Raw genomic sequence first — 21413 nt, forward strand, 5'->3', positions numbered from 1 at the left:
GATGCTGTCGCTCGGGCTCACGGAGGAGCCCGAGCAGCTCGGCGGCTACGACGAACCGAGCGACCACGAGATGGTCGAAGCGCGATCCGCGCCCGCCGAGCCTCGGCGGCACCACATCGCGACCCTGCACGCCCGTCAGTTCAACAGCGACGCGCCGGTGATCGGCGACCTGTTCCGTACCGGAGCCACGGTCATCATGGACCTCACCGAGACCGACGCGTCCACCGTGATGCGATTCCTGGACTTCGGCGCGGGCCTCGCCTTCGGGCATGGCGGACGGATCGAGAGGATCGCGCCCGCGGTCTTTCTTCTGACGCCCGACGGCGCGGCGGCCTGACCGCTCGGTGCGCTGCCGCACGCCACTCGGTCATGGCGGACCGGCGGGCGTCGTCCCGTTCCAGGTGAAGCGCGGGGGCCGGCGCTCGAGGAACGCGGAGACCCCTTCGGCCGCGTCGCCGGCACGCGCCTCACGCAGCCACTCGCCGACCCGCTCCTCGATCGGCGAGCCGGCGGTCAGAGCGTCCACGATGTCCTTGGTGGCCCGCAGCGTGAGCTGGGAACGCGTGGTCAACATGGCGGCGAAGCCGGCGACCCGCTCGTCCAGCCGGTCCACGACCTCGCTGGTCAGACCGATGCGCAGGGCGTGCGCGGCGTCGATCAGCTCGGCGGAGTAGAGCAGGTACTTGGCCGCCGCCGACCCCACCAGGCCGACGAGGCGGGCGGTCGCCGACACCGGATAGACCAGCCCGAACCTGGCGGGCGTGATGCCGAACCTCGCGTTCGCGGCGGCGAAGCGCAGATCACACGCGGCCGCGAGCAGGCAGCCGCCGCCGACGCAATAACCCTGGATGGCCGCGATCGTGGGCTTCGGAAAGCCGGCCAGCGCCTCCTCGGCGGCCACCGACAGATAGTCGCCGTCGAGGCGGTCGACGTCGGCGAGGTCGGAGATGTCCGCGCCGGAACAGAAGTGGGCACCCGATCCGGTCAGCACCAGCACCCGTACGCTCTCGTCCTCGGCCAGCCCGTTCAGCAGGTCCGGAAGCGCCCGCCACATCGCCGCCGTCATGGCATTGCGTTTCGCCGGGTTGTCGATCGTGATCGTGGCGATGCCGCCCGAGATCTCGGAGGTGAGAGCGGCCATGGACTGCCTTCCTGATCGCGTGACTGCCCGGGGCGTCCCCGCAAAGGCGCGGCCGGCCGAGGTGCGTGGCGCGGCGCGAGCGCGGCCCAACGTGGGAATCAATGATTCACCCCCCGTGTGATCGACGCGGGAGTGGGGTACGCTCGGAGTAGCGCCGGAGCTTCCGCCTCAACAACGAAGCAGGCGCTTCTCAGCCGCCAGCTGACCTCGTCGATCCGGATTCTGGGATCGGTGTAGCCAGGCCGATCTGAGCGCCACGGCCCCCATTTCCCTCCTCGCCGCCCTTTCGAGGTGTGAATGGCCAGGGCCGAGCCCGCCTGCCCGTGCCGCTGAGTGTCGATTTCCCCGTGTTCGCACCGAGGGCGCCACGCCCATACGCGGACCCGCTGCCGGAGCGTGTTCACGCTCCGCGAAAGGACATAAATGACGATTACCAGCCCCTCCCAGCCGGCCGGGGGCGCCAAGACGGTTCCCCGGCCGACCCGTGACGACCTGATCATCCCGTTCTCCGGGCTGCTGTCCGTACAGGACAAGCAGGCGTCCATTCGCACCAGCGGCTACCTCCCAGGGTCGAACGACGTGTACGTCTCGGCGGCGCAGATCCGTGCGAACGGCCTGCGCAGCGGCGACGCCCTCGAAGGCACGGCACGCGCGCCCCGGTCGGGCCGGGAGAAGTCCAACGCGCTCGTCCACGTCGACACGGTGAACGGCACCGAGCCGGGCCTGGACCGGCCGCACTTCGCCACGCTGACGCCACTGCATCCGCAGGAGCGATTGCGCCTCGACACCGGCGCGGTCATCCCCCGGATCATCGACCTGGTGAGCCCGATCGGCAAAGGACAGCGCGGCCTGATCGTGTCACCGCCCAAGGTCGGCAAGACGATGGTCCTGCAGGCGATCGCGAACGCGGTCACCCAGAACAATCCCGAGTGCCATCTGATGGTCGTGCTCGTCGACGAGCGGCCCGAGGAGGTCACCGACATCCAGCGGTCGGTGGAAGGCGAGATCATCCACTCCACGTTCGACCGCCCGGCCAAGGAGCACATCGAGGTCGCCGAACTGGCCATCGAGCGGGCCAAGCGCCTGGTCGAGCAGGGCCGTGACGTGGTGATGCTGCTCGACTCCATCACCCGGCTGGGCCGCGCCTACAACCTGACGTCGCCGTCCAGCAGCCGCATTCTCGCGGGAGGCGTCGCAGCCGGCGCGCTGTACCCGCCCAAGAAGTTCTTCGGTGCCGCTCGCAACACCGAGCAGGGCGGCTCGCTGACCATCCTGGCGACCGCTCTCGTAGAGACCGGGTCGCGGATGGACGACGTGTTCTTCGAGGAGTTCAAGGGCACCGGCAACATGGAGCTCAAGCTCGACCGCTCCCTCGCCGACAAACGGCTCTTCCCCGCCGTCGACGTCAACCCCTCCGGCACGCGCCGCGACGAACTCCTCATGTCGGCCGAGGAACTGGAGCTGTCCTGGCGGCTGCGCCGGGTGCTCAGTGCCCTCGACTCCCAGCAGGCCCTCGAACTGCTGCTCAACAAGCTCAAGGAGACCTCCTCGAACGCCGAGTTCCTCCTCCAGGTCCAACGCACCACCTGAGCTTCTGTGGACCAAGGGTCCCGCGAGCCGCCGCGCCGGAGGCGCGGCAGTTCAACACTGCGCGGCCATCAGAACGTCTGGATGGACTGCAGGATGGCGTCGAAGCGGCGCTGGCTGGGGGTCCAGTGATCGTCGAGTCCGACGAAGAAGATGTCGTGTCCGCTCACCCTGGCATCGAGAGCGCGTAGCCGGCCCTGATCCCAGGTGAACTCCCATTCGGCGGCACCCTCTCCGAGTTCCGGTGCGGCCTCCAGGCGGAGCTTGCGATAGCCGGGGAAGCTGGCGTTCGCCATGGCGCTTCTCTCGGCCTGTTGCAGGCCGTTGAGCGGATCACCGGCGGCACGGCTGATGCGCAGATGGTGGCTGGCGTGCGGGTCGTACCAATAGACGCCGTCGCTGCGCATGACCCGCATCCAGTCCGCGGGCACGTCGACCGAGAAACCGGGTCCGCGGTAAGAGACGGTGCCGCGGGCGCTCGCGTCGACGACCGAGACCGTCTCACCCGTGCCGACCGAGTTCCACCGGGACGACCACGCGCCGACCATGGCCACGACCGCCGCAAGGATCACCACACACGCGAAGGCGCCCGCCTGCAGGCGGGCGCGGCACCACGGTGCTCTGCTGTGATTCACCGCGCGGTCGAGCAGTTTTGCCGCCCGCTCGGCGCTCATACGGCAGGCCGGGTTCTTGGTGAGCAGCCCGTCGATGACCGGTCGTAGCGGGCCCGCGTGCATGGGCGGCCGGTAGGCCTCGATCAAGACGGCGATAAGAGACGCCAGCGGGTCGCGCCGACCATAGGGTGAGCGACCTTCGACCGCGGTGTACATCGTCGCGCCGAGCGACCACAGATCCGATGCCTCGGTGATGCAGTCGCCCCGCACCTGTTCGGGCGAGACATAGGGCGGAGAGCCCTCGACCCCCCGGAACCGGGAGCTCGCACCCTCGCGTTTGCTGATGGCCAGCCCGAAGTCGGTCAGCACCACCCTGCCGTCCTCGGTCAACAGCACGTTGCTGGGCTTGACGTCGCGGTGCAGGATGCCCACGGCGTGGGCGGCCCGCAGGACCGACAGCACACTGCGGCCGATCTCGGCCACCCGCCCGGGCTCGAGCGGCCCGTCATGGTCGATGACCTGCTGCAGCGACCGCGCCCGGACCAGTTCCATCACGATCCACGGGCGGCCGTCCTCTTCGACGACGTCGTGGACGGTGATGACGCCCGGATGGCTCAACGCGGCCGTCGCCCTGGCCTCGGCGATCAACCGGCGGCGCAGCAGCCTGCCGCCGTCGGCTAACCGCTGAGGAAGGGCCACCTCTTTGACCGCCACATCCCGACCCAAAATCTCGTCATGTGCCCGCCATACCGTGCCCATTCCGCCCTGACCGACGACCGAAAGCAGACGGTAGCGCTTCGCGAGCAGAATTCCCTCTGCACCCATAATAGGTTTTTAGACCGATTAGGGGCACAACATGCCCAGTGTCACGAAGATTGTCACTTGACCAAATTTTACCGGTAAAGCGAGGGTCCCTCTACGGCTAAGACGTCGTGCCGTTGAGGACGGACCGGGCCCATGCGTAGTCGGACTTACCGACGGCGGTGCGCTGGACCTCCCGTACCAGCTGGAGCCGCCGGGGCAGCTTGTAGCCCGCGAGCCGGCCACGGCAGTGTTCGGTGAGCGCCTCGAGGGTCGGTTCGGCACCCGGTACCGGAGCCACCACGGCGGCCACCCGCTGGCCGAACCGCTCGTCGGGCAGACCGACGACGACCACGTCGTACACGTCGGGGTGGTCTTTGAGCGCCACCTCGACCTCCTCGGGGTAGACCTTCTCCCCTCCGGTGTTGATGACGAGCGATCCCCGCCCGAGCAGGATGATCGTGCCGTCCTCGGCGAGCGTGGCGAAGTCGCCGGGGATCGACCACCGCTTGCCGTCGGGGTCCTGGAAGAACGTCGACGCGGTCTTGGCGGGGTCGTTGTAATAGCCGAGCGGGATGTGCCCGCTGCGCGCCAGTTTGCCGATCTCGCCCGGTGCGACCTGGGTGAGGTCGTCGCGGAGCACGGTGACCGACGGGTTCATCATGAACCGTGCCGTGCCCTGGTCGCCCGCCCCGCCCTCGACGGACGGACCGCACGCGCCGGTCTCGGAGGCGCCGTAGCTGTCCAGGAACATGACGTCCGGCAGGTGCCGGCGCAGCGCCTCTCGGGCGCCCGCCGTCAGGGGCGCGCCGCCCGAGGCGACCGCCACCAGCGACGACGTGTCGTACGACCCCGCGGCGAGAGCCTCGGCCACCGGCCAGGCCATGACGTCGCCCACGATCATGAGCACGTTGGCCTGCTCTTCGGCGATGAGGCCGAGCGCCTTGGCGGGATCGAAGGCATGGTCTGTATAGAGCACGACCTTGGAGCCGCCGAAGAGCCCCATGCACGCGACCCACTGACCGGCGCCGTGCATGACCGGCGCGCAGTCGACCACCGGCAGCGGCGGCTTGGCCGCGTTGTCGGCGATGGCCTCGGGGCTGGAGATCGGGTCGCCGAGGGCGTTCCCGCCGCCGAGCGCGCCGAAGAAGATGTCCTCGCAGCGCCACTCGACGCCCTTCGGATACCCGGTGGTGCCGCCGGTGTAGACGATGTAGCGGTCGTCGTCCGACCTCGGCGGAAAATCGTCGTCCGCTCGCGCGGCGGCGAGAGCCGGTTCGTAGGGCACCGCGCCGGGGATGTCCTGGCCGCCGCCGTCCTCCAGGACGAGGACGTGCCGGAGCTCGGGCAGCCGCTCGCGTACGTCCTCGACGCCGGCCAGCAGCGAGCGCTCGCCCACGAGCGCGACCGACCGCGAGTCGGCGAGCACGTGATGCAGCTCGGCGGCGACATAGCGGTAGTTGACCGGGATCGGCACCGCCCTGATCTTGAAAGCCCCGAACATCGCCTCGAGCCACTCGGCCCGGTTGTAGGACAGGATCGCGACATGTTCGCCCGGCCGGACACCGTGCGCCGCGAGATGGTGGCCCACCCGGTTCGCCCGGACGTTGAGCTGCTCGAAGGTGAGTCGCCGGTCACCTGCCACCAGCGCGGGTCGGTCCGGCCCGGCCTCCACGAGGATCTCGAGCAAGTCGGCCAGGTTGTAGCTGCGCTGCCCCATGAGGCTCCTCGGGGTCGTGGCGAACCAGAATCCACTGATCATTCCTACTGGTCGGTGGCACCTCAACGCCTATTGACAGTATGTCCAGTGACTTCACTCACACGACACGCCCCCCCACGCTGCGGTGAGAGTGCTGTAGCAACTTTGAGCTTGGCGCCTTACGTGGCTTTTATTGGGGTAAGGGCATGCTGGGCGGTAACAATTTGGCATCAGGGGGGGTAGTCGTGGGTGTAGGTGTAGTCGCGTGGACTCCTCCGAGCTGGGAGGAGATCGTCCGCCAGCATTCGACCAGGGTGTTCCGGTTGGCCTACCGGCTGACGGGCAACAAGCACGACGCCGAGGACCTCACGCAGGACGTGTTCGTCCGGGTCTTCAAGTCGTTGTCCTCGTACACCCCGGGCACCTTCGAGGGCTGGCTGCACCGCATCACCACGAACCTCTTCCTCGACGGCGCCCGGCGCCGGCAGCGGATCCGGTTCGACGCGCTGTCCGACGAGTCCGCGGAACGACTGCAGGGCCGAGAGCCCAGCCCCGCCCAGGCCTACGACGACAGCAGTCTCGACGCGGATGTACAGGCGGCGCTCGAAGCATTGGCGCCCGAGTACCGCGCGGCGGTCGTGCTGTGCGACATCGAGGGTCTGACGTACGAGGAGGTCGCCGCGACCCTAGGCGTCAAGCTCGGCACAGTGCGCAGCCGGATTCACCGCGGGCGCGCCCAGCTTCGTGCCGCTCTGGAGCACCGTCGCCCCACGGCGGCACTGGAGCACGTGTCCGGCTGATCAGCTGAGCGGCGGATCCACAGAGAGACCCATGCGGTAACCTCGCGTGCGGGAATAGAACTTGAAGCTTCAACGATGTATGGTCTAGTAGTTGAAGCTTCAAGCAACTGAGGAGACATCATGACCGTCAGCACTGTGGCCCCCGGCCTCACCCAGGGCACCTGGAATATCGACCCGGCCCACTCCGAGGTCACCTTCGTCATCCGCCACCTGATGAGCAAGGTGCGCGGCAGCTTCTCCGACTTCTCCGGCCAGGTCGTCGTCGGCGACGACGTGGCGACCTCGACCGCGACTGCTGAGATCAAGGTCACCTCGGTCGAGACCCGCAACGCCGACCGCGACGCGCACCTCAGGTCCGCCGAGATCTTCGACGCCGAGAAGCACCCGCTGATGACCTTCAGCACGAACGGTGTCCGCGCCGAGGGCGGCGACTACTTCGTCGACGGCGAGCTCGAGATCAGGGGCGTGCGCCGCCCGGTGACGCTGGCCGTCGAGTTCAACGGCGTCGGCGGTGACCCGTACGGCGGCACGCGGGCCGGCTTCAGCGCCACCACCTCGATCAACCGCAAGGACTTCGGCCTCGAGTTCAACGTCCCACTGCAGGGCGACAAGGTCCTGCTCGGCGACAAGGTCGAGATCCAGCTCGAGATCCAGGCCGTTCTGGCCGCCTGATCGGGCGTCCGGCCTCGACGAGGTCCGGCTCCCGCTCGGCCACCAGGCCTACCCGCCGAGCGGGAGCCGCAGCATGAATCGGGCGCCCTTCGGGCTGTCCTCGACGGTCAGCGTGCCGCCGTGCGCCCTGGCGATGTCGCGGGCGATGGCCAGGCCCAGGCCGGTGCCGCCGGCCTGGCGGCTGCGGGCGGTGTCGAGCCGCGTGAACCGCCGGAACACCTGCTCGCGCTCCTTCGGCGCGATGCCCGGCCCGTCGTCGGTCACCGTCACCACGGCATCGTCGCCCTCCCGCCGCACCTCGATGTCGATCCGGCTCTCCGCGTGGGCCTCCGCGTTGTCGAGCAGATTGCCCAGGAGCCGACTGAGCTGCATGGACACACCGACCACGGTCACGCCGGGCACAAGGTTCCGGTGAATCTCGGTCCGCCGGCCGCGCGCCTGGTCGGTGGCCAGTCCGGCGAGGTCGATCTTCTCCTGAGTGCCGCCCGCGCTGGTACCGAGCCGGGCCAGCAACAGCAGATCGGTGATGATCGCCTCCAGCCGTTCGGTGTCCCTCAGCGCCGCCTCTAGCGTGCCCTCGAGATCGGCATCGCCTGGGTGCATCAGCGCGTCTTCGAGGTTGGCGCGCAGCCCGGCCACCGGGGTGCGCAGCTCATGTGAGGCGTCCGCGGTGAACTGCCGTTGCCGGTTGACCGACCGTTCCAGCCGGTCGAGCGTGGCGTTGGCGGTACGCGCCAAGTTCGCGATCTCATCCTCACTGCCCGGCTCCGGGACCCGGCGACTGAGATCGCTGGCGGTGATCTCGGCGAGCTGGCGCCGGATGGCGTCGATCGGCCCGAGCGTCCGGCCCACCACGCGCCACGTGATCCAGGAGGACAGCCCGGCCAGCGCCAGCACGACCGTGAGGATCATCAGTTCCAGCACCCCGGGCGCCAGCATGGTCGGCACCTCTTTGGCGGCGTAGACGTACACCGTGCCCGTCGGCCGGATCTCGGTCTGCGACACCCGGGTCACATGGACGAACAGGCAGCTGCGGCCGGTGCGGCAGTGAACGAAGTTGCGGAACAGCTGTCCCTGCGGCGGCCGCTCCGAGGTGATCGGTATCTGCCCGGCCCTCCTGGTCGCGTAGATGACGCGTCCGGTCGAGTCGACGACCTGAATCAGATCGACGCCGTTCGGATCCGGTGGGATCGGATTGCGCGGCGGCGGTGGCGTGCGCAGATCGATCGCCTCACGACGGGCCGCGTACTCGATGTCCCGGTAGTGATGCTCCTCGGCGCCTTCGCGGATCAGCAGATCGATCCCCGCCGCCGGCAGACCGAAAGCGAGAAGCGAGACCAAAGTGGCGATCAGCGTGTCCCGGACGCGAATCGACCGGGGTCGCAGCCGCATGTGATCCCCCCGAACCGCGTGTGCGACGACGTGTCTGGCTACTTCCCCCGTCAAGATCGCATCCAACCGAGCGGGCAGATGCGATCCATGGAAGTGGCCTGCGCAACCATTGATCCATGGACTTGGAGCCTCGGGAACCGGACCCGCGATTCACACTGGCGAACGAACGGACCTTTCTCTCCTGGATCCGCACCGCTCTGGCATTGATCGCCGGTGGCGTCGCGCTCGCGGAACTCGGCAGCCGCGTCGGGCCTCCAGGGGTGCGGATCACGCTGTCCATCGCACCGATCGTGAGCGGCGCGGTGCTGAGTGTCCTGGCATTTTTCCACTGGAGATCGTGCCAGCGGGCTCTCCGTACGGGTGAGTCGCTGCCCCCACCGAGATTCGCGATCGGTCTCACCGCGCTGGTCTTCGCCGCCGGCGCCACACTGACCGTGTCCCTTCTCGTACGAGGCTAACCCAAAGGAGAGGGTTTGACCGACTCCGCCGGTGGCAGATCACCTGATGGACTCTTCAGGTGGAGGGAACGAATGGGCAGGGATGTCACCCCGGTCTCGTTGAGTCGAGACGATCGCCGCCGCTATCGGGACAAGGTGCACCGTTGCCTGGACGTGCTCGCCCGCATGCTCCAGGAATCGCAGTTCGAGTTCGATCGTCCGCACATCGGCCTGGAGATCGAGGTCAATCTCGTCGATGCCGACGCCATGCCGCTGATGCGCAACAACGATGTGCTCGACGCGATCGCCGACCCCGCCTGGGAGACCGAGCTGGGGCTGTTCAACCTGGAGATCAACGTTCCCCCGCGCGAACTCGGCGCCAGCGCCGACCTCGAGCAGGAGATCCGCGGCAACCTCAACCACGCCGATCAGCGGGCGCAGGAGATCGGCGGCGAGCTCGTGCTGATCGGCATCCTGCCCACCCTGCGCGAGACCGACATCAGCGAGGACTCGATGTCCTCCAACCACCGCTACAAGCTGCTCAACGAGCAGGTCTTCGCGGCGCGCGGCGAGGACATCCGGATCGCCATCGACGGCACCGAGCGGCTGGCGACCTACGCCGACTGCATCACCCCGGAGGCCGCGTGCACCAGCACGCAGTTCCACCTGCAGGTCAGCCCGGACGGTTTCGCCTCGCACTGGAACGCCGCGCAGGCCATCGCCGGGGCACAGGTGGCGCTCGGCGCCAACTCACCGTTCCTGTTCGGCCGCGAGTTGTGGCACGAGACCCGGATCACCCTGTTCGAGCAGGCCACCGACACCCGGCCCGAGGAGCTGAAGGCCCAGGGCGTGCGGCCGCGCGTATGGTTCGGCGAGCGTTGGATCACCTCGGTCTTCGACCTCTTCGAGGAGAACACCCGGTACTTCCCGTCGCTGCTGCCGATCTGTGAGGACGAGGATCCGCTCGCCACCCTCGACCGTGGTGACATCCCCGAACTCGGCGAGCTGACCCTGCACAATGGCACGATCTACCGCTGGAACCGGCCGATCTACGCCGTCGTGAACGGCAAGCCGCATCTGCGCGTCGAGAACCGGGTGCTGCCCGCGGGGCCGACCGTGGTGGACATCGTGGCGAACGGCGCCTTCTACTACGGCCTCGTGCGGACGCTGGCCGAGGCGGACCGGCCGGTCTGGTCCCAGATGTCGTTCCCCGCGGCGGCGGACAATCTGCACAGCGCCGCACGGCACGGGATCGACGCCTCGCTCTACTGGCCGGGCCTCGGAGACGTTCCCGCCGCCGAGCTCGGGCTGCGCCGGCTGCTGCCGATGGCGCACGAGGGGCTGGATCGGTGGGGGGTCGATCCGGCGCACCGCGACCGGCTGCTGGGCATCATCGAGCAGCGCTGCCTGACCGGGCAGAACGGGGCCGCCTGGCAGATCGAGACGCTCCGGACGATCGAGGAGTCGTTCAACATCGACCGGCACGAGGCGCTCAGGTTGATGACCCGGCGCTACATCGAGCTGATGCACACCAACGAACCCGTCCACACCTGGCCCATCGGGCTATAACCGAACCAAGTCCGGGTAAAAATGGCCGACGACCAGCGGTATTTTAGCTAGATATGGCATTGCCTGTGCTTCTATGACATTTTGAGGGGTAGCAGCGGAAGTGTTATTCGGCGACCAGCCAGGTGACTTCTTTCGGGGAGCCGCCATCGCGGGAGATCTGGCATGGACAAGACCCCCAAGAGTTTGGCCGGGACCGGCAGGGCCATCGACGTAAGATTCGGCGGCGCGCGCTTCGGCAAGAAGGCGTTGCGCAAGGCGTTCCCCGACCACTGGAGCTTCCTGCTGGGCGAGATCGCACTCTATTCGTTCGTGATCATCTTGCTCACCGGCGTGTTCCTCACGCTGTTCTTCAAGCCCAGCATGAACGAGGTCATCTACGACGGGTCGTACGCGAACCTGCGCGGCGTGAAGATGAGCGAGGCGTACGCGTCGACGCTCCACATCAGCTTCGACATCCGCGGTGGGTTGCTGGTGCGCCAGATCCATCACTGGTCGACGATCCTCTTCCTCGCCGCGATCGTCGTTCACATGCTCCGCAACTTCTTCACCGGTGCCTTCCGCAAACCACGCGAACTCAACTGGATCATCGGCGTCGTGCTCTTCATGCTGGTCCTGGTGAACGGGCTGTTCGGCTACTCACTGCCCGACGACCTGCTGTCCGGCACCGGCCTGCGGATCCTCGAGGGCGTGATCCTCGCGGTCCCGGTGGTCGGGACGTACCTCTCGATGTTCCTGTTCGGCGGGGAGTTCCCCGGCACCATGCTCATTCCGCGGCTGTTCACGATTCATGTCCTGCTCATCCCCGGTCTGCTCCTCGCGCTGATCCCGTTGCACGCGGTCGTGCTGACGTGGATGCATACGCACACGCAGTTCCCGGGCAAGGGGAGCACCAACCGGACCGTGCGGGGCTATCCGTTCTTCCCGGTCTTCATCGGCAAGACGACGGCGTTCTTCATGTGGATCCTCGCCGTGACCACACTGCTCGCGACGTTCTTCCAGATCAACCCGGTCTGGCTGTTCGGGCCGTACGACCCCGCCGCCATCAGCGCGGGCTCCCAGCCGGACTGGTACATGGGGTTCCTGGAGGGCTCGCTTCGCCTGATGCCCGCGTGGGAGATCAACCTGCTCGGCCACACGCTTCCGATGAGCGTCATCGTGCCCGCGCTGGTGGTCCCGGGCGCACTGTTCACCGGACTGGCCGTCTATCCGTTCCTGGAACGGTGGGTCACCGGTGACAGGGAGATCCACCACCTTCTGGACAGGCCCCGCGACGTGCCCGCCCGCACCGGTCTCGGCGTCGCCGGCTGCACCTTCTACGGGCTGCTGTGGGCGGCGGGCGGCAACGACGTCCTCGCCGTGACGTTCCATGTCCCGCTGTACGCCACGACCTGGTTCTTCCGCTTCGCCGTGATCCTCGGCCCGGTGATCGGCTACATCGTGGCGTACCGGATCTGTCTGGGCCTGCAGCGCAGAGAGCGGCACCTGGTCGAGCACGGCGTCGAGACCGGGATCATCAAGCTGCTGCCCACTGGGGCGTACGAGGAGGTCATGCGGCGCCCCACCGAGGAGGAGATCGCGCCCATCGTCCAGCCCAGGCCGCCGGTCGCGGTTCCGATCAGCGGGCCCGAGATGGACGGCGTCGAGCATCCGGCGACGCGGCGGCCACTGGCCAAGGTACGGATCAAGCTCAATCAGCACTTCATCGCCGATCTGGGACCGCCGCGCGGCGACGGTGCGCAGAAGAAGATCCCCGTCACCAAGACCGAACGCCTCCCGTGACGCCCTCAGCGCCTGGACGCACGGGGCTTGCCGGTGAGGTGCGACAGGCCGAGGAGGTCACCGGGCCGGCCGGCCTGCGGGCGGGTCAGCCCTCCGGTCGCCGCGCTCAGCGAGGTCACCGGATCGGTGAGGTCTCGACGCTGCGCCTGCGGCGTCACCCCGCTCACCGGGCGTACGACACTGGTACGCCGCAGCGCGTCGCAGCGTGCGGCACCGAACTCGCGGACCACCCGTGGGGTGCCCGGTGAGGTGTCCACGCTCGCGCCCGTCAGCGTCATGCCGCCGAACGGATCGCTGACCTGCTTGCTCAGCATCAGGACGGCGTTGGGGTCGTGCACCGGGACGTGGTAGTCGGCGGGCGGACCGACCGGCAGGCCCGGCGGCTTGGTGGGCAGCCGCCCGACCCGCCCGCCGGTCGCCGGCCCGATGGGCGCCCGCACGGCCCGGCCCGCCGTGGCGGCGCACTTCGCGACGACGCCCGACGACGACATTCTGAGGCCGGACTCCTTGACGGCTCCCGTGCCCAGCCCCGTCACGGCCCGCTGCGGGCCGCCGTTCATCGCCCCGGCCGGCGCCGCCGGGCCGGCGGCGTTCCTGACCGCATAGGACGCCGGCTCCTCTCCGGCGCCGGTCCGCACCGATGCGACCGCGAGGCCGAGCACCGCCGCCGACGAGGCGAACGCCGACACCCTCAGCAGACTTCTGATCGAACGATTCACTTTTCCCCCCCGGGATGACTGAATCCGATCTATTGACCCTGGGTATTCGCCGGGGAACCGTTGGTCCCGGGCGACACCGCTGACCGGGGACGTTAGTACACCTCAGGGGGTCGCACCATGGAATCGACAATGATGCGAAAGGCACGGTCAAGACACACCGCGCCGACCACTTAGTCGTTTTCCTTTTTCTTTACTCGGCTTTCCTCACTCCGCGCCCAGAGCGATGGCCGCGTTCACCTCGCCCTGCCGGATCGCGAGCTCGCGCTCGTGCTTCTCCTTGTCGAACCTCTCCGCGATCTCCTCGTCCTGTCGCATGAGTGCGGTGAGGTCGGCCTTGGCGTTGTCGAGCACGCCCATGTCGGCGTAGGCGGCCTGCACCTTGTCGCCCCACAGCCCGATGTCGCGAACGCACGGAACGATGCGGCTGAACAGCAGCGAGGTGTACAGGGTGTACAGCTCGCCCTGGTCGACGTACTCCATGCACTTGTCGACCGGCATGTCGAGGGTCTCGAAGATCTCCTTGCCCTTGAACCGATCGCGCATCAGGTAGCAGCCTTCGACGACGAACTCCTCGCGCTCAGCGCGCTCCTTCTCGGTGAGCTCGGCGTAGTAGTCCTTGAGCGCGAGGCGGCCGAAGGCGACGTGCCTGGCCTCGTCCTGCATGACGTAGCTGAGCAGCTGCTTGACCAGCGGGTTGGTCGCCATGTCGCGGTAGAGACCGAACGCGGCGAGGGCCAGGCCCTCGATCAGCACCTGCATGCCGAGGTACGGCAGATCCCAGCGGCTGTCGCTCAGCGACTCCTTGAGCAGCTTGGCGAGGTCCTGGTTGAGCGGGTAGACCATGCCGATCTTCTCGTTGACGAACTTGGCGTAGAGCTCGACGTGCCGCGCCTCGTCCATCGTCTGGGTCGCCGCGTAGAACTTCGAGTCCAGGTCGGGTACGGACTGGACGATGTTGGCCGAAACGTTCAGCGCGCCCTGCTCACCGTGGAGGAACTGGCTGAACAGCCACGACCCCTGGTGCCGGCCGAACTCGTCGCGCTCGCGCTGCGACATCTTGTTCCAGATGTCGGAGCCGATCAGCGGGTTGAACTGCTCCGGCAGCCCGGCAACGTTGACCGGATCGACCTCGACATCCCAGTCGATCCGCATCTGAGCGTCCCACTGCTTGTCCTTGCCCTTCTGGTACAGGGCCAGCAGCCGATCGCGGCCACCGTCGTACTCCCAGGTGAAGCGGGCGGCGCCGGCACTGGGCACGTCCCAGGTGCCGAGGTCTACGGGGCTGGTGTAGCGGTCGTGCATCGTCACGGGCGAGCCCTCCCTCGCTTCAGGTCGCCAGCGGACGCCTGGATTCACAGGCGACGACCTGCTTTACATCCGTTGGTATCACGTAAAGCCGATAGGGGCTATACCCAAGCACTTACTACTGAACCGGCGAAACTTCCGCTAAGGCGCGACAAAGTAAGACGGCGCAGAACGGCGCACGCAGATCCAGCCGACCCGAGATCGGGATCAGAGGGTGGCCGGGGAGCCCGGCCGATCGGCTCCTGCCCAGGAGGTCGCCCAGATTCCGGGGTCCGGCCACGGCGCCCGCGTCGTACCCGTGAGATGAGCGCGGAACCAGTCGGTGAGAGCGTTGTCCACGCTGACGGCGTCCGCGATCGGCGGTGCCGCGTCGGTGCCCGGTTCGGAGGCGAGCGCGTGGGCCATCCGGAACATGGCCGCCTCCACCGTCGTCGCCCCACGGGCGATCAGCAGATCGCGCAGGCCGGCCACGTCGGCCGGCGTGACGACGTCGTCCCCGGTGCCGCCCACCAGCAGCAGCGCCGCGTCACGTTCGGCGATCTCGCCGGCCCGGGCCGTGAAGTCGAGCCGCTCGGCGATGGCCCTGGTGCGGTCGGTCCACTCGTACGGCCGGCCCGTGCGGCGCTCGAGCGCGGCGACGGCCCGGGCCGGGGCGGCGACCGGCGCGACGAGCGCGGCCGCGGTGACCGGCACCGACCCGGTGGCGAGGGCGAGGAGCACGGCAGCTGCGCCGACCGAGAAACCGGCCAGCCCGACGGGCCCCTCGTCCAAGCCGAGGACCCGCCGGATCTCGTCGACGACATCGGGCAGCCGGTCGACCGCGTGCTCGACCGCCGGACCGAACAGATCGAGGTAGACCTGGTCGCGCACGTCGGACGGCCCTCCGCCGGGCGGCCGCAGGCCCGGATAGACCCGCCATGCCGGCACACCGGTCATCGGCACGGCGGCGGCGAAGGCCGCCTCGGTGCACGGCGGGTCGAATCCGTGCCAGGCCACGATGAGCCCGGGCGGGCCGCCCACCGCGGTGCCGACCGCCGTGGGCGGGAGCGCGATGTAAGGCACCTCGGCCGCCGTGCCGACACGGGGCCGGGTCAGGTCATCGCTCCCCATCTCGGTCCTCGCTTCCGGAGCGGCGGCCGGCGAAGGCCTTGCTCAAGGGCCCTGCTCAGCGGCCCTGCAGCGCGTCGAGAGCGATTGCCTGGGCGATGACGAGCCTGCGGTCGAGCCTCGGGTCCTGGATCTCCACGAGGTAGCGGTCGCGCAACCCCCACTTCTTGTCCACCGAGAAGACGACCTGCTCGCCGGCCTTGAAGTCGAAGTGGTACGGCAGCCAGGACAGCGAGTCGATGAAGCGGCGAAGGATGGACACCACGGGACTGCGCTCCTGGCCGGTCGTGATGCCCAGGCCGGGCTGCTCGAGGTGCCAGGTCGACCGCAGCAGCGACTGCTTGAAGTCCTTGCGGAAGTTGCCGATGGGAGCGCCGTTGTGGTCGGTGATGTCGTAAGTGGCGCCGAGGTCGATCCTCTTGCGGGCCTTGAAGCCCAGGAAGGGGTACTGCTTGCTGTCGTCGGTGTAGATGGTCACCTGTTCTTTGAACGCCATCCGCTTCTGCTGCGCGAATGCGATCAGCTCGCCTTCGCTGCCGTCGGGCGCCACGGTGTGCACCTCGTACTGGTTGACGGCCAGCCGAACGCGCTGCCGAACGAGCAGGCGCGGTTGTGTCTGGAGTTGGTTGAAGTCCACGACGTTTCACCCGTCTTATTGCGTCTCATGGGGAACTCAGGGAGTCTGCCATAAGACCGCCTCGGGCGTCGGTTCGTTCCCTCGGTCGTCAGCGACCATCGATATGCGTGGCGAGATATCCGCGGATCAGCCGATCGGCCTCGGCGACGACCGCGGCATCGCCCCCCGGCTCCCGGCGGAACGCCATCTTGAGCACCGCGTCACCGGCCTCCACCGCGATGGCGAACGCGCGGGCCAGCTCGGGGGTGTCGGTCAGGCCGAAGACCCGGACCACCATCGCCCGCAGCCGGTCGGCCACCACGGAGTTGTTGTCGGCGGCGGCGTCGAGCAGGTGGAGGTCGGCCACGTCGCCGAAACGCAGCACCCGGAAGCCGGGCACCGTCCGGTGCATCTCCACGAAGATCTCTATGACGACGCCGACCGCGTCGGACCAGTGCCCGTATCCGCCGTGCTGCAGCCGGTGGGACACCCGATCACCGAACATCTCCAGGTTGCGGAGCGCAAGGGCCTGCGCGACGGCCCGCTTGTCCGGGAAGAACTGGTACACCGAGCCGATCGCCACGCCCGCCCGGTGCGCGATACGGGTGGTCGAGAGCCCGTCGTACCCCGACTCGTCCAGGATCTCGGCGCAGGCGTCGAGCATCCGCCCTACCCGCTCGACACTGCGACGCTGCGCCGGATGGCGACGCAAGGGAGTCGTCTTGGCCTCCGTCACCTTGACATCATCCCCATTCGGGCAAGATTCTCACGACCTGTGACCCGAAGAATCTTCGCGTTCGATGAAGGCGCCGACCTGGCGCGGAGCCTTCCACCCGGGTTCCGCTGGGGCGTCGCCACCGCGGCGTACCAGATCGAGGGTGCGGTCGACGAGGACGGCCGGGGCACCTCGATCTGGGACACCTTCTCCCACGAGCCCGGGCGGACCCGGGACGGCCACACCGGCGACGTCGCCTGTGATCACTACCATCGCTGGCCCGAGGACGTACGGCTCATGGCGGGGCTCGGCGTGCACGACTACCGGTTCTCGGTGGCCTGGCCGCGGATCCAGCCCACGGGCGCCGGCCCGGTCAACGCGGCCGGCCTCGACTTCTACGACCGGCTCACCGACGGGCTGCTGGAACACGGCATCACGCCCAACCCGACGCTCTACCACTGGGACCTGCCGCAGCCGCTCGAGGACCGTGGCGGCTGGCTGAACCGCGACACCGCCCACCGGTTCGCCGAGTACGCCGATGCCGTCGCCGAGCGGCTGGCCGACCGGGTCGGAATGTGGATGACGCTCAACGAGCCGGTCGTCGTGATGGCGTACGGCTACGCGTTCGGCCTCCACGCGCCCGGCAGGGCGCTCGTGCTCGACGCGCTGCCCACCGCGCATCACCAGCTGCTCGCCCACGGGCTGGCGGTCGGCGCGCTGCGCGCCCGCGGCGCCCGGCGCATCGCGATCGCCAACCACTACATCCCCGCGTGGCCGGCCGGCGAGACCGCCGGGGACATCGCCGCCGCCGAGGCCTTCGACATCCTGATCAACCGGCTCTTCACCGAGCCGATCCTGCTCGGCCGCTACCCCGACCTGTCCGCCCTCGGAGCGGCCGGCGCGCTCGCCGCGGGCCACGGCGCCGGCCCGGCCGACCCGGGAGACCTGCCGGTCGTACGGGACGGCGATCTGGACGTCATCTCGGCGCCGATCGACGCCCTCGGCGTGAACTACTACCAGCCGAACCTGCTGGCGGCCGCCCCGGAGGGGCCGCTGCCCTTCGACATCCGGCCGGTGGAAGGCCGCCCGACCACCGGAACGGGATGGCCGGTGGTACCCGAGGCGCTGCGCGATCTACTTCTGGACCTGCGACGGCGCTACGGCGGGGCACTGCCGCCGGTCCACATCACCGAGAACGGCTGCTCCTACGACGAGCGCCTCGACGACGCCGACCGCGTCGCCTTCCTCGACGCCCATCTGCGGGCCGTGCGCGAGGCGATCGACGAAGGCGTGGACGTGCGGGGCTACTACGTCTGGTCGCTGATGGACAACTTCGAGTGGGCCGAGGGATACCATCCGCGATTCGGCCTGGTGCACATCGACTACGCGACCCAGCGCCGCACCCCGAGGGCGTCGTACGCCTGGTATCGCGACCTCATCGCCGCCCACCGCGCCCGCTGACGGCCGCGGCCGCCACCGGCTGCGAGATCGCGGCGGGGAGGCGGGTCAGGGGGTGGCGGTGAGGCCGGTGCAGCGGCGCAGGCCGTTCCAGCGGTTCAGCTCCGCGGTGGCGGCGGCGCCGGTCAGCGGCTGGGGCAGCCCGCCGGAGATGCGGGCCGGCTTCCAGACCGCCTTGGTGACCTTGCGGCCCTGCAGCCTCAGCAGCAGCACTCCGGAGTTGGCTGTCTGGCCGTTGGCCGAGTAGAAGACGAAGTTGCCCAGCCCGTAGTTGACATAGCGGCCCTGCAGATAGCCGCTGCCGAGCGGGATGTGCGCGTGACCGCCGACGATGACGTCGGCACCCGCGGCGATCAGTTCCTTGGCGAGCTGCTGCTGGCGGGGCAGCGGGCAGGCCTCCAGCTCACCGCCCCAGTGCAGGTGGACGATGACCGCGTCAGAACCCCGCCGCGCCTCGCGGACCGCCTGCACCATGCGCCCGACGTTCTTGGCCGACGCGAGGCCGCCCTTGGCGTCGGTCGCCGTCCACGCGGAGATCAGGTGGTCGTCCAGCACCTGCGTGGCGCCGATGATCGCCAGCCGATTGCCCTTCACCGTCACGCGGTACGGCTTGTACGCCTCATCGGCGTTCCGGCCGATCCCGACGGTCGGGAACCGGGATCGTTTGATGGCCCGCAGGGAGTCGCTGAGGCCGGACTCCATGTAGTCCATGCCGTGGTTGTTCGCCATCGAGACGACGTCGACCCCGCTCGCCCTCAGCGCCGTGAACGCCGTGGCGGGCGCCCTGAACGTGAACTCCTTGCCCGGAGCCGGCGTGCCCCCGGTGGTGATGGCGGTCTCGAGGTTCACCATGCTGAGGTCGGCGCGGCGCAGCGTGCCGGTGATGGGCCCGAGCGCGGTCGACGGGTTGGCGAGACGCGACCGCAACCCGCCCTCGAAGTGAGTGTCACCGCCGAACGCCAGGATGATCGGCTGTTTCGCGGGCGGCCGCTTCGCCGGGGCCGAGGACCGGGCGGACGAGCCGGTCGGCGGCACCGTGTCGCCCTGCGCGACGCGCTCGTCACCGCCACCGCACGAGGTCGCCAGCAGGGCGGTACCCGCGAGAGCGGACACCAGCACCGAGTTCGAACGCACCCTGCCTCCCAGGCTTTCGAGTCGCCCCAGAATGCCATGCTCACGCCGTCGCGTCCGCCGCTCGCCATCGTGACCTTGCCGACGTTCCGCCGGCGGGCACCGAGCGGAGGCTCCGCGAGGTGCGGGCGGGCGTGGAGAGGGTTCGGCGATCGCGGCTCAGCCCAGGAGACCGGCCAGCACACCGGTCGCGTGGTCGAGCTCCTCTTCGGTGTTGTAGTAGTGCACCGACGCGCGCACCCTCGGCACCGGCCGGCGACCGGCGTCATAGCGGTAGGTCTGCTCGGCCACGCGCATGGTGATCCGCCGCTCGGCCAGCAGCCCTACGATCTCGGCGGCGGCGAGGTCGGCGTGCGTGAACGTCACGATGCCGCTCTTGCGCAGGCCCCGGTCGTGCACCGTGACGCCGGGGAGCTCGGCGAGGGCGGCGCGCAGCCCGGCCCCCAGCGCCAGCACCCGCTCCTCGATGGCCGGGAGGCCGATGTCCATGGCGTACGCCGCCGCCCGCGCCTGACCGAGCTGCCCGGCGACGAACCGTTCCCACGTCTCGAACCGGCGGGCGTCCGGCCGCAGATCGTAGGAGTCCGGGCCGGTCCAGTCGGCCGCCCGCAGGTCGACGAACGGAGGATGCAGGTCCTCGAGCACGTCCCGGCGAACATAGAGGAAACCGGTCCCACGCGGCCCGCGCAGGAACTTGCGGCCGGTCGCCGACAGCAGGTCACAACCGATCTCGGTGACGTCGAGGGACAGCTGCCCGATCGACTGGCAGGCGTCGAGCAGATAGAGCGCACCGGCAGCCCGGGCCAGCCGGCCGACCTCAACGACCGGGTTGATCAGCCCGTCGTGCGTCGGCACGTGGTTGATCGCGACCAGCCTTACCCCGCCGTCGTCCAGCATCCCCGCCAGCGCCTCCAGCGACAGCTGTCCGTGCTCGTCATCGGGCACGACCTCGACAGCGACCCGGTACTGAGCCGCCGCCTGGACGAAGGCGAGCGCGTTGCTGGCGTACTCACTCGTCGTGGTGAGGATCCGGTCACCGGGCTTGAACGGGATCGCGTGGAACGCCATTTCCCACGCACGGGTGGCGTTCTCCACGTACGCGATCTCCTCGGAACACGCGCCGACGAGCCGGCCGAGCACCTCGTAGGACTCGGTCAGCCGGTCCGCCACCGCGTCGGCCGCCTCGTACCCGCCGATGCGGGTCTCGAGCCGCAGATGATCGACCACGGTGTCGTGCACCACCGCCGGCGGCAACGCCGCACCGGCGTTGTTGAGATGAACGACCTCCGCGCACCCAGGTGTCTCGGCCCTGATCCGCTCGATGTCCACGATTGGAATCCTTTCCCGGCCGACCGCCTGCTGTCGCGCGACCGACAGTACCCAGCCCGAACCACAGGTCTTCCCACCGCATCCAAACAGGCGACGACGACGCGGTGCCGACGGGGCGCCTACGGGCTTCGAGGGGTGCGGATGCGGTTCGGCTTGATGACGGCGGCCGGGATGACGGCGGGGGTGACCCTGGCGCTGACCACCGGCTGCGGGCCGCTCGCCTCCGTGGCCGGCGAGGCTGCGAAGGCGCAGCCGTTCACCGTCGCGTTCGGCGGCGACGTGCACTTCGAGGGACAGCTCCGGGCCCGCCTGGACGCCGACCCCGGCACCGCCTTCGGCCCGGTGGCCGAGCGGCTCAAGAGCGCCGACCTGGCGATGGTGAATCTGGAGACGGCCGTCACGACGGGCGGCGCTCCGGCGCCGAAGCAGTTCGTCTTCCGGGCTCCGCCCGCAGCCTTCCAGGCCGTGCGCTCCGCCGGAGTCGACGTGGTCACCATGGCCAACAACCACGGGATGGACTACGGCGAGGCCGGGCTGCGCGA

At 69.0% G+C, this 21413-nt stretch carries 19 protein-coding genes and 1 pseudogene; 9 read left to right on the forward strand and 11 right to left on the reverse strand.

Features of this window, described 5'->3' with window-relative positions; translation table 11 throughout:
* Positions 1 to 337 (forward strand): cell division protein SepF (locus tag HKK72_RS24200; protein ID WP_187236712.1); only part of this gene is annotated, 337 nt, incomplete at its 5' end.
* A gap of 30 nt (positions 338 to 367) precedes the next feature.
* Here HKK72_RS24200 and HKK72_RS24205 read toward each other — a convergent pair.
* Positions 368 to 1141 carry an enoyl-CoA hydratase/isomerase family protein gene (locus tag HKK72_RS24205; protein WP_187236713.1) on the reverse strand — a complete coding sequence of 258 codons (774 nt, stop codon included), beginning with the start codon at positions 1139 to 1141 and terminating at the stop codon, positions 368 to 370.
* Positions 1142 to 1621: 480 nt separating this feature from the next.
* Between HKK72_RS24205 and rho the strand changes: the two are divergent.
* Positions 1622 to 2731, forward strand: a pseudogene (rho, locus tag HKK72_RS24210) (transcription termination factor Rho); the annotation flags it as partial.
* A 68-nt stretch (positions 2732 to 2799) separates the two neighbouring features.
* Here rho and HKK72_RS40065 read toward each other — a convergent pair.
* Both HKK72_RS40065 and HKK72_RS24220 read right to left on the reverse strand, forming a co-directional pair.
* The gene (locus tag HKK72_RS40065; RefSeq protein WP_222721071.1) at positions 2800 to 4167 is read right to left on the reverse strand and encodes a serine/threonine-protein kinase; all 1368 of its coding nucleotides are present in this window, start codon (positions 4165 to 4167) and stop codon (positions 2800 to 2802) included.
* Between the two features lie 97 nt (positions 4168 to 4264).
* The gene (locus tag HKK72_RS24220) at positions 4265 to 5863 is read right to left on the reverse strand and encodes an acyl-CoA synthetase (protein ID WP_187236715.1); all 1599 of its coding nucleotides are present in this window, start codon (positions 5861 to 5863) and stop codon (positions 4265 to 4267) included.
* A 185-nt stretch (positions 5864 to 6048) separates the two neighbouring features.
* Here HKK72_RS24220 and sigE point away from each other — a divergent pair, with 185 nt between their 5' ends.
* Entirely contained in the window at positions 6049 to 6642 is a 594-nt protein-coding gene (sigE, locus tag HKK72_RS24225; protein WP_187236716.1) for an RNA polymerase sigma factor SigE, read from the forward strand.
* A gap of 120 nt (positions 6643 to 6762) precedes the next feature.
* On the forward strand, positions 6763 to 7314 hold the full coding sequence (locus HKK72_RS24230; protein WP_187236717.1) for a YceI family protein: 552 nt from the start codon (positions 6763 to 6765) through the stop codon (positions 7312 to 7314).
* Positions 7315 to 7362: 48 nt separating this feature from the next.
* Here the strand turns inward: HKK72_RS24230 and HKK72_RS24235 are convergent, their stop codons facing one another.
* Positions 7363 to 8706, reverse strand: coding sequence for a sensor histidine kinase (locus tag HKK72_RS24235; RefSeq protein ID WP_187236718.1), 1344 nt, complete (start codon positions 8704 to 8706; stop codon positions 7363 to 7365).
* 116 nt (positions 8707 to 8822) lie between these two features.
* On the opposite strand from HKK72_RS24235, the gene HKK72_RS24240 reads away from it, so the two are divergent.
* The 3 genes from HKK72_RS24240 to HKK72_RS24250 all read left to right on the forward strand — a co-directional run bounded on the left by HKK72_RS24240 (position 8823) and on the right by HKK72_RS24250 (position 12491).
* A complete protein-coding gene (locus HKK72_RS24240; RefSeq protein WP_187236719.1) occupies positions 8823 to 9164 on the forward strand; it encodes a YidH family protein in 342 nt (113 codons plus the stop codon).
* A 72-nt stretch (positions 9165 to 9236) separates the two neighbouring features.
* Positions 9237 to 10712, forward strand: coding sequence for a glutamate--cysteine ligase (locus HKK72_RS24245; RefSeq protein WP_187236720.1), 1476 nt, complete (start codon positions 9237 to 9239; stop codon positions 10710 to 10712).
* 162 nt (positions 10713 to 10874) lie between these two features.
* Complete coding sequence (locus HKK72_RS24250) at positions 10875 to 12491, forward strand: cytochrome b (RefSeq protein WP_187236721.1); 1617 nt, start codon at positions 10875 to 10877, stop codon at positions 12489 to 12491.
* 5 nt (positions 12492 to 12496) lie between these two features.
* On the opposite strand, the gene HKK72_RS24255 is transcribed toward HKK72_RS24250, so the two are convergent.
* The 5 genes from HKK72_RS24255 to HKK72_RS24275 all read right to left on the reverse strand — a co-directional run bounded on the left by HKK72_RS24255 (position 12497) and on the right by HKK72_RS24275 (position 16902).
* Entirely contained in the window at positions 12497 to 13210 is a 714-nt protein-coding gene (locus HKK72_RS24255; protein WP_187236722.1) for a hypothetical protein, read from the reverse strand.
* Between the two features lie 204 nt (positions 13211 to 13414).
* Positions 13415 to 14512 (reverse strand): ferritin-like domain-containing protein, encoded by a 1098-nt coding sequence (locus tag HKK72_RS24260; protein ID WP_222721072.1) that lies wholly within the window; start codon positions 14510 to 14512, stop codon positions 13415 to 13417.
* A 210-nt stretch (positions 14513 to 14722) separates the two neighbouring features.
* Positions 14723 to 15625, reverse strand: a complete 903-nt coding sequence (locus HKK72_RS24265) for a hypothetical protein (protein WP_187236724.1) — start codon at positions 15623 to 15625, stop codon at positions 14723 to 14725.
* Between the two features lie 55 nt (positions 15626 to 15680).
* Positions 15681 to 16259, reverse strand: coding sequence for a hypothetical protein (locus HKK72_RS24270; RefSeq protein ID WP_187236725.1), 579 nt, complete (start codon positions 16257 to 16259; stop codon positions 15681 to 15683).
* Positions 16260 to 16347: 88 nt separating this feature from the next.
* On the reverse strand, positions 16348 to 16902 hold the full coding sequence (locus tag HKK72_RS24275) for a TetR/AcrR family transcriptional regulator (RefSeq protein ID WP_187236729.1): 555 nt from the start codon (positions 16900 to 16902) through the stop codon (positions 16348 to 16350).
* 111 nt (positions 16903 to 17013) lie between these two features.
* Between HKK72_RS24275 and HKK72_RS24280 the strand changes: the two genes are divergently transcribed.
* Positions 17014 to 18414, forward strand: a complete 1401-nt coding sequence (locus tag HKK72_RS24280) for a GH1 family beta-glucosidase (protein ID WP_410050338.1) — start codon at positions 17014 to 17016, stop codon at positions 18412 to 18414.
* Positions 18415 to 18459: 45 nt separating this feature from the next.
* Here HKK72_RS24280 and HKK72_RS24285 read toward each other — a convergent pair whose 3' ends face one another.
* Both HKK72_RS24285 and HKK72_RS24290 read right to left on the reverse strand, forming a co-directional pair.
* Complete coding sequence (locus tag HKK72_RS24285; RefSeq protein WP_315987422.1) at positions 18460 to 19545, reverse strand: CapA family protein; 1086 nt, start codon at positions 19543 to 19545, stop codon at positions 18460 to 18462.
* Positions 19546 to 19701: 156 nt separating this feature from the next.
* A complete protein-coding gene (locus HKK72_RS24290) occupies positions 19702 to 20871 on the reverse strand; it encodes an aminotransferase class V-fold PLP-dependent enzyme (protein ID WP_187236727.1) in 1170 nt (389 codons plus the stop codon).
* 141 nt (positions 20872 to 21012) lie between these two features.
* On the opposite strand from HKK72_RS24290, the gene HKK72_RS24295 reads away from it, so the two are divergent.
* A partial coding sequence (locus HKK72_RS24295) for a CapA family protein (protein WP_187236728.1) occupies positions 21013 to 21413 on the forward strand: 401 nt, incomplete at its 3' end.

Origin of the sequence: Actinomadura sp. HBU206391, from assembly GCF_014323665.1 — a bacterium.
Classification (GTDB): domain Bacteria; phylum Actinomycetota; class Actinomycetes; order Streptosporangiales; family Streptosporangiaceae; genus Actinomadura_C.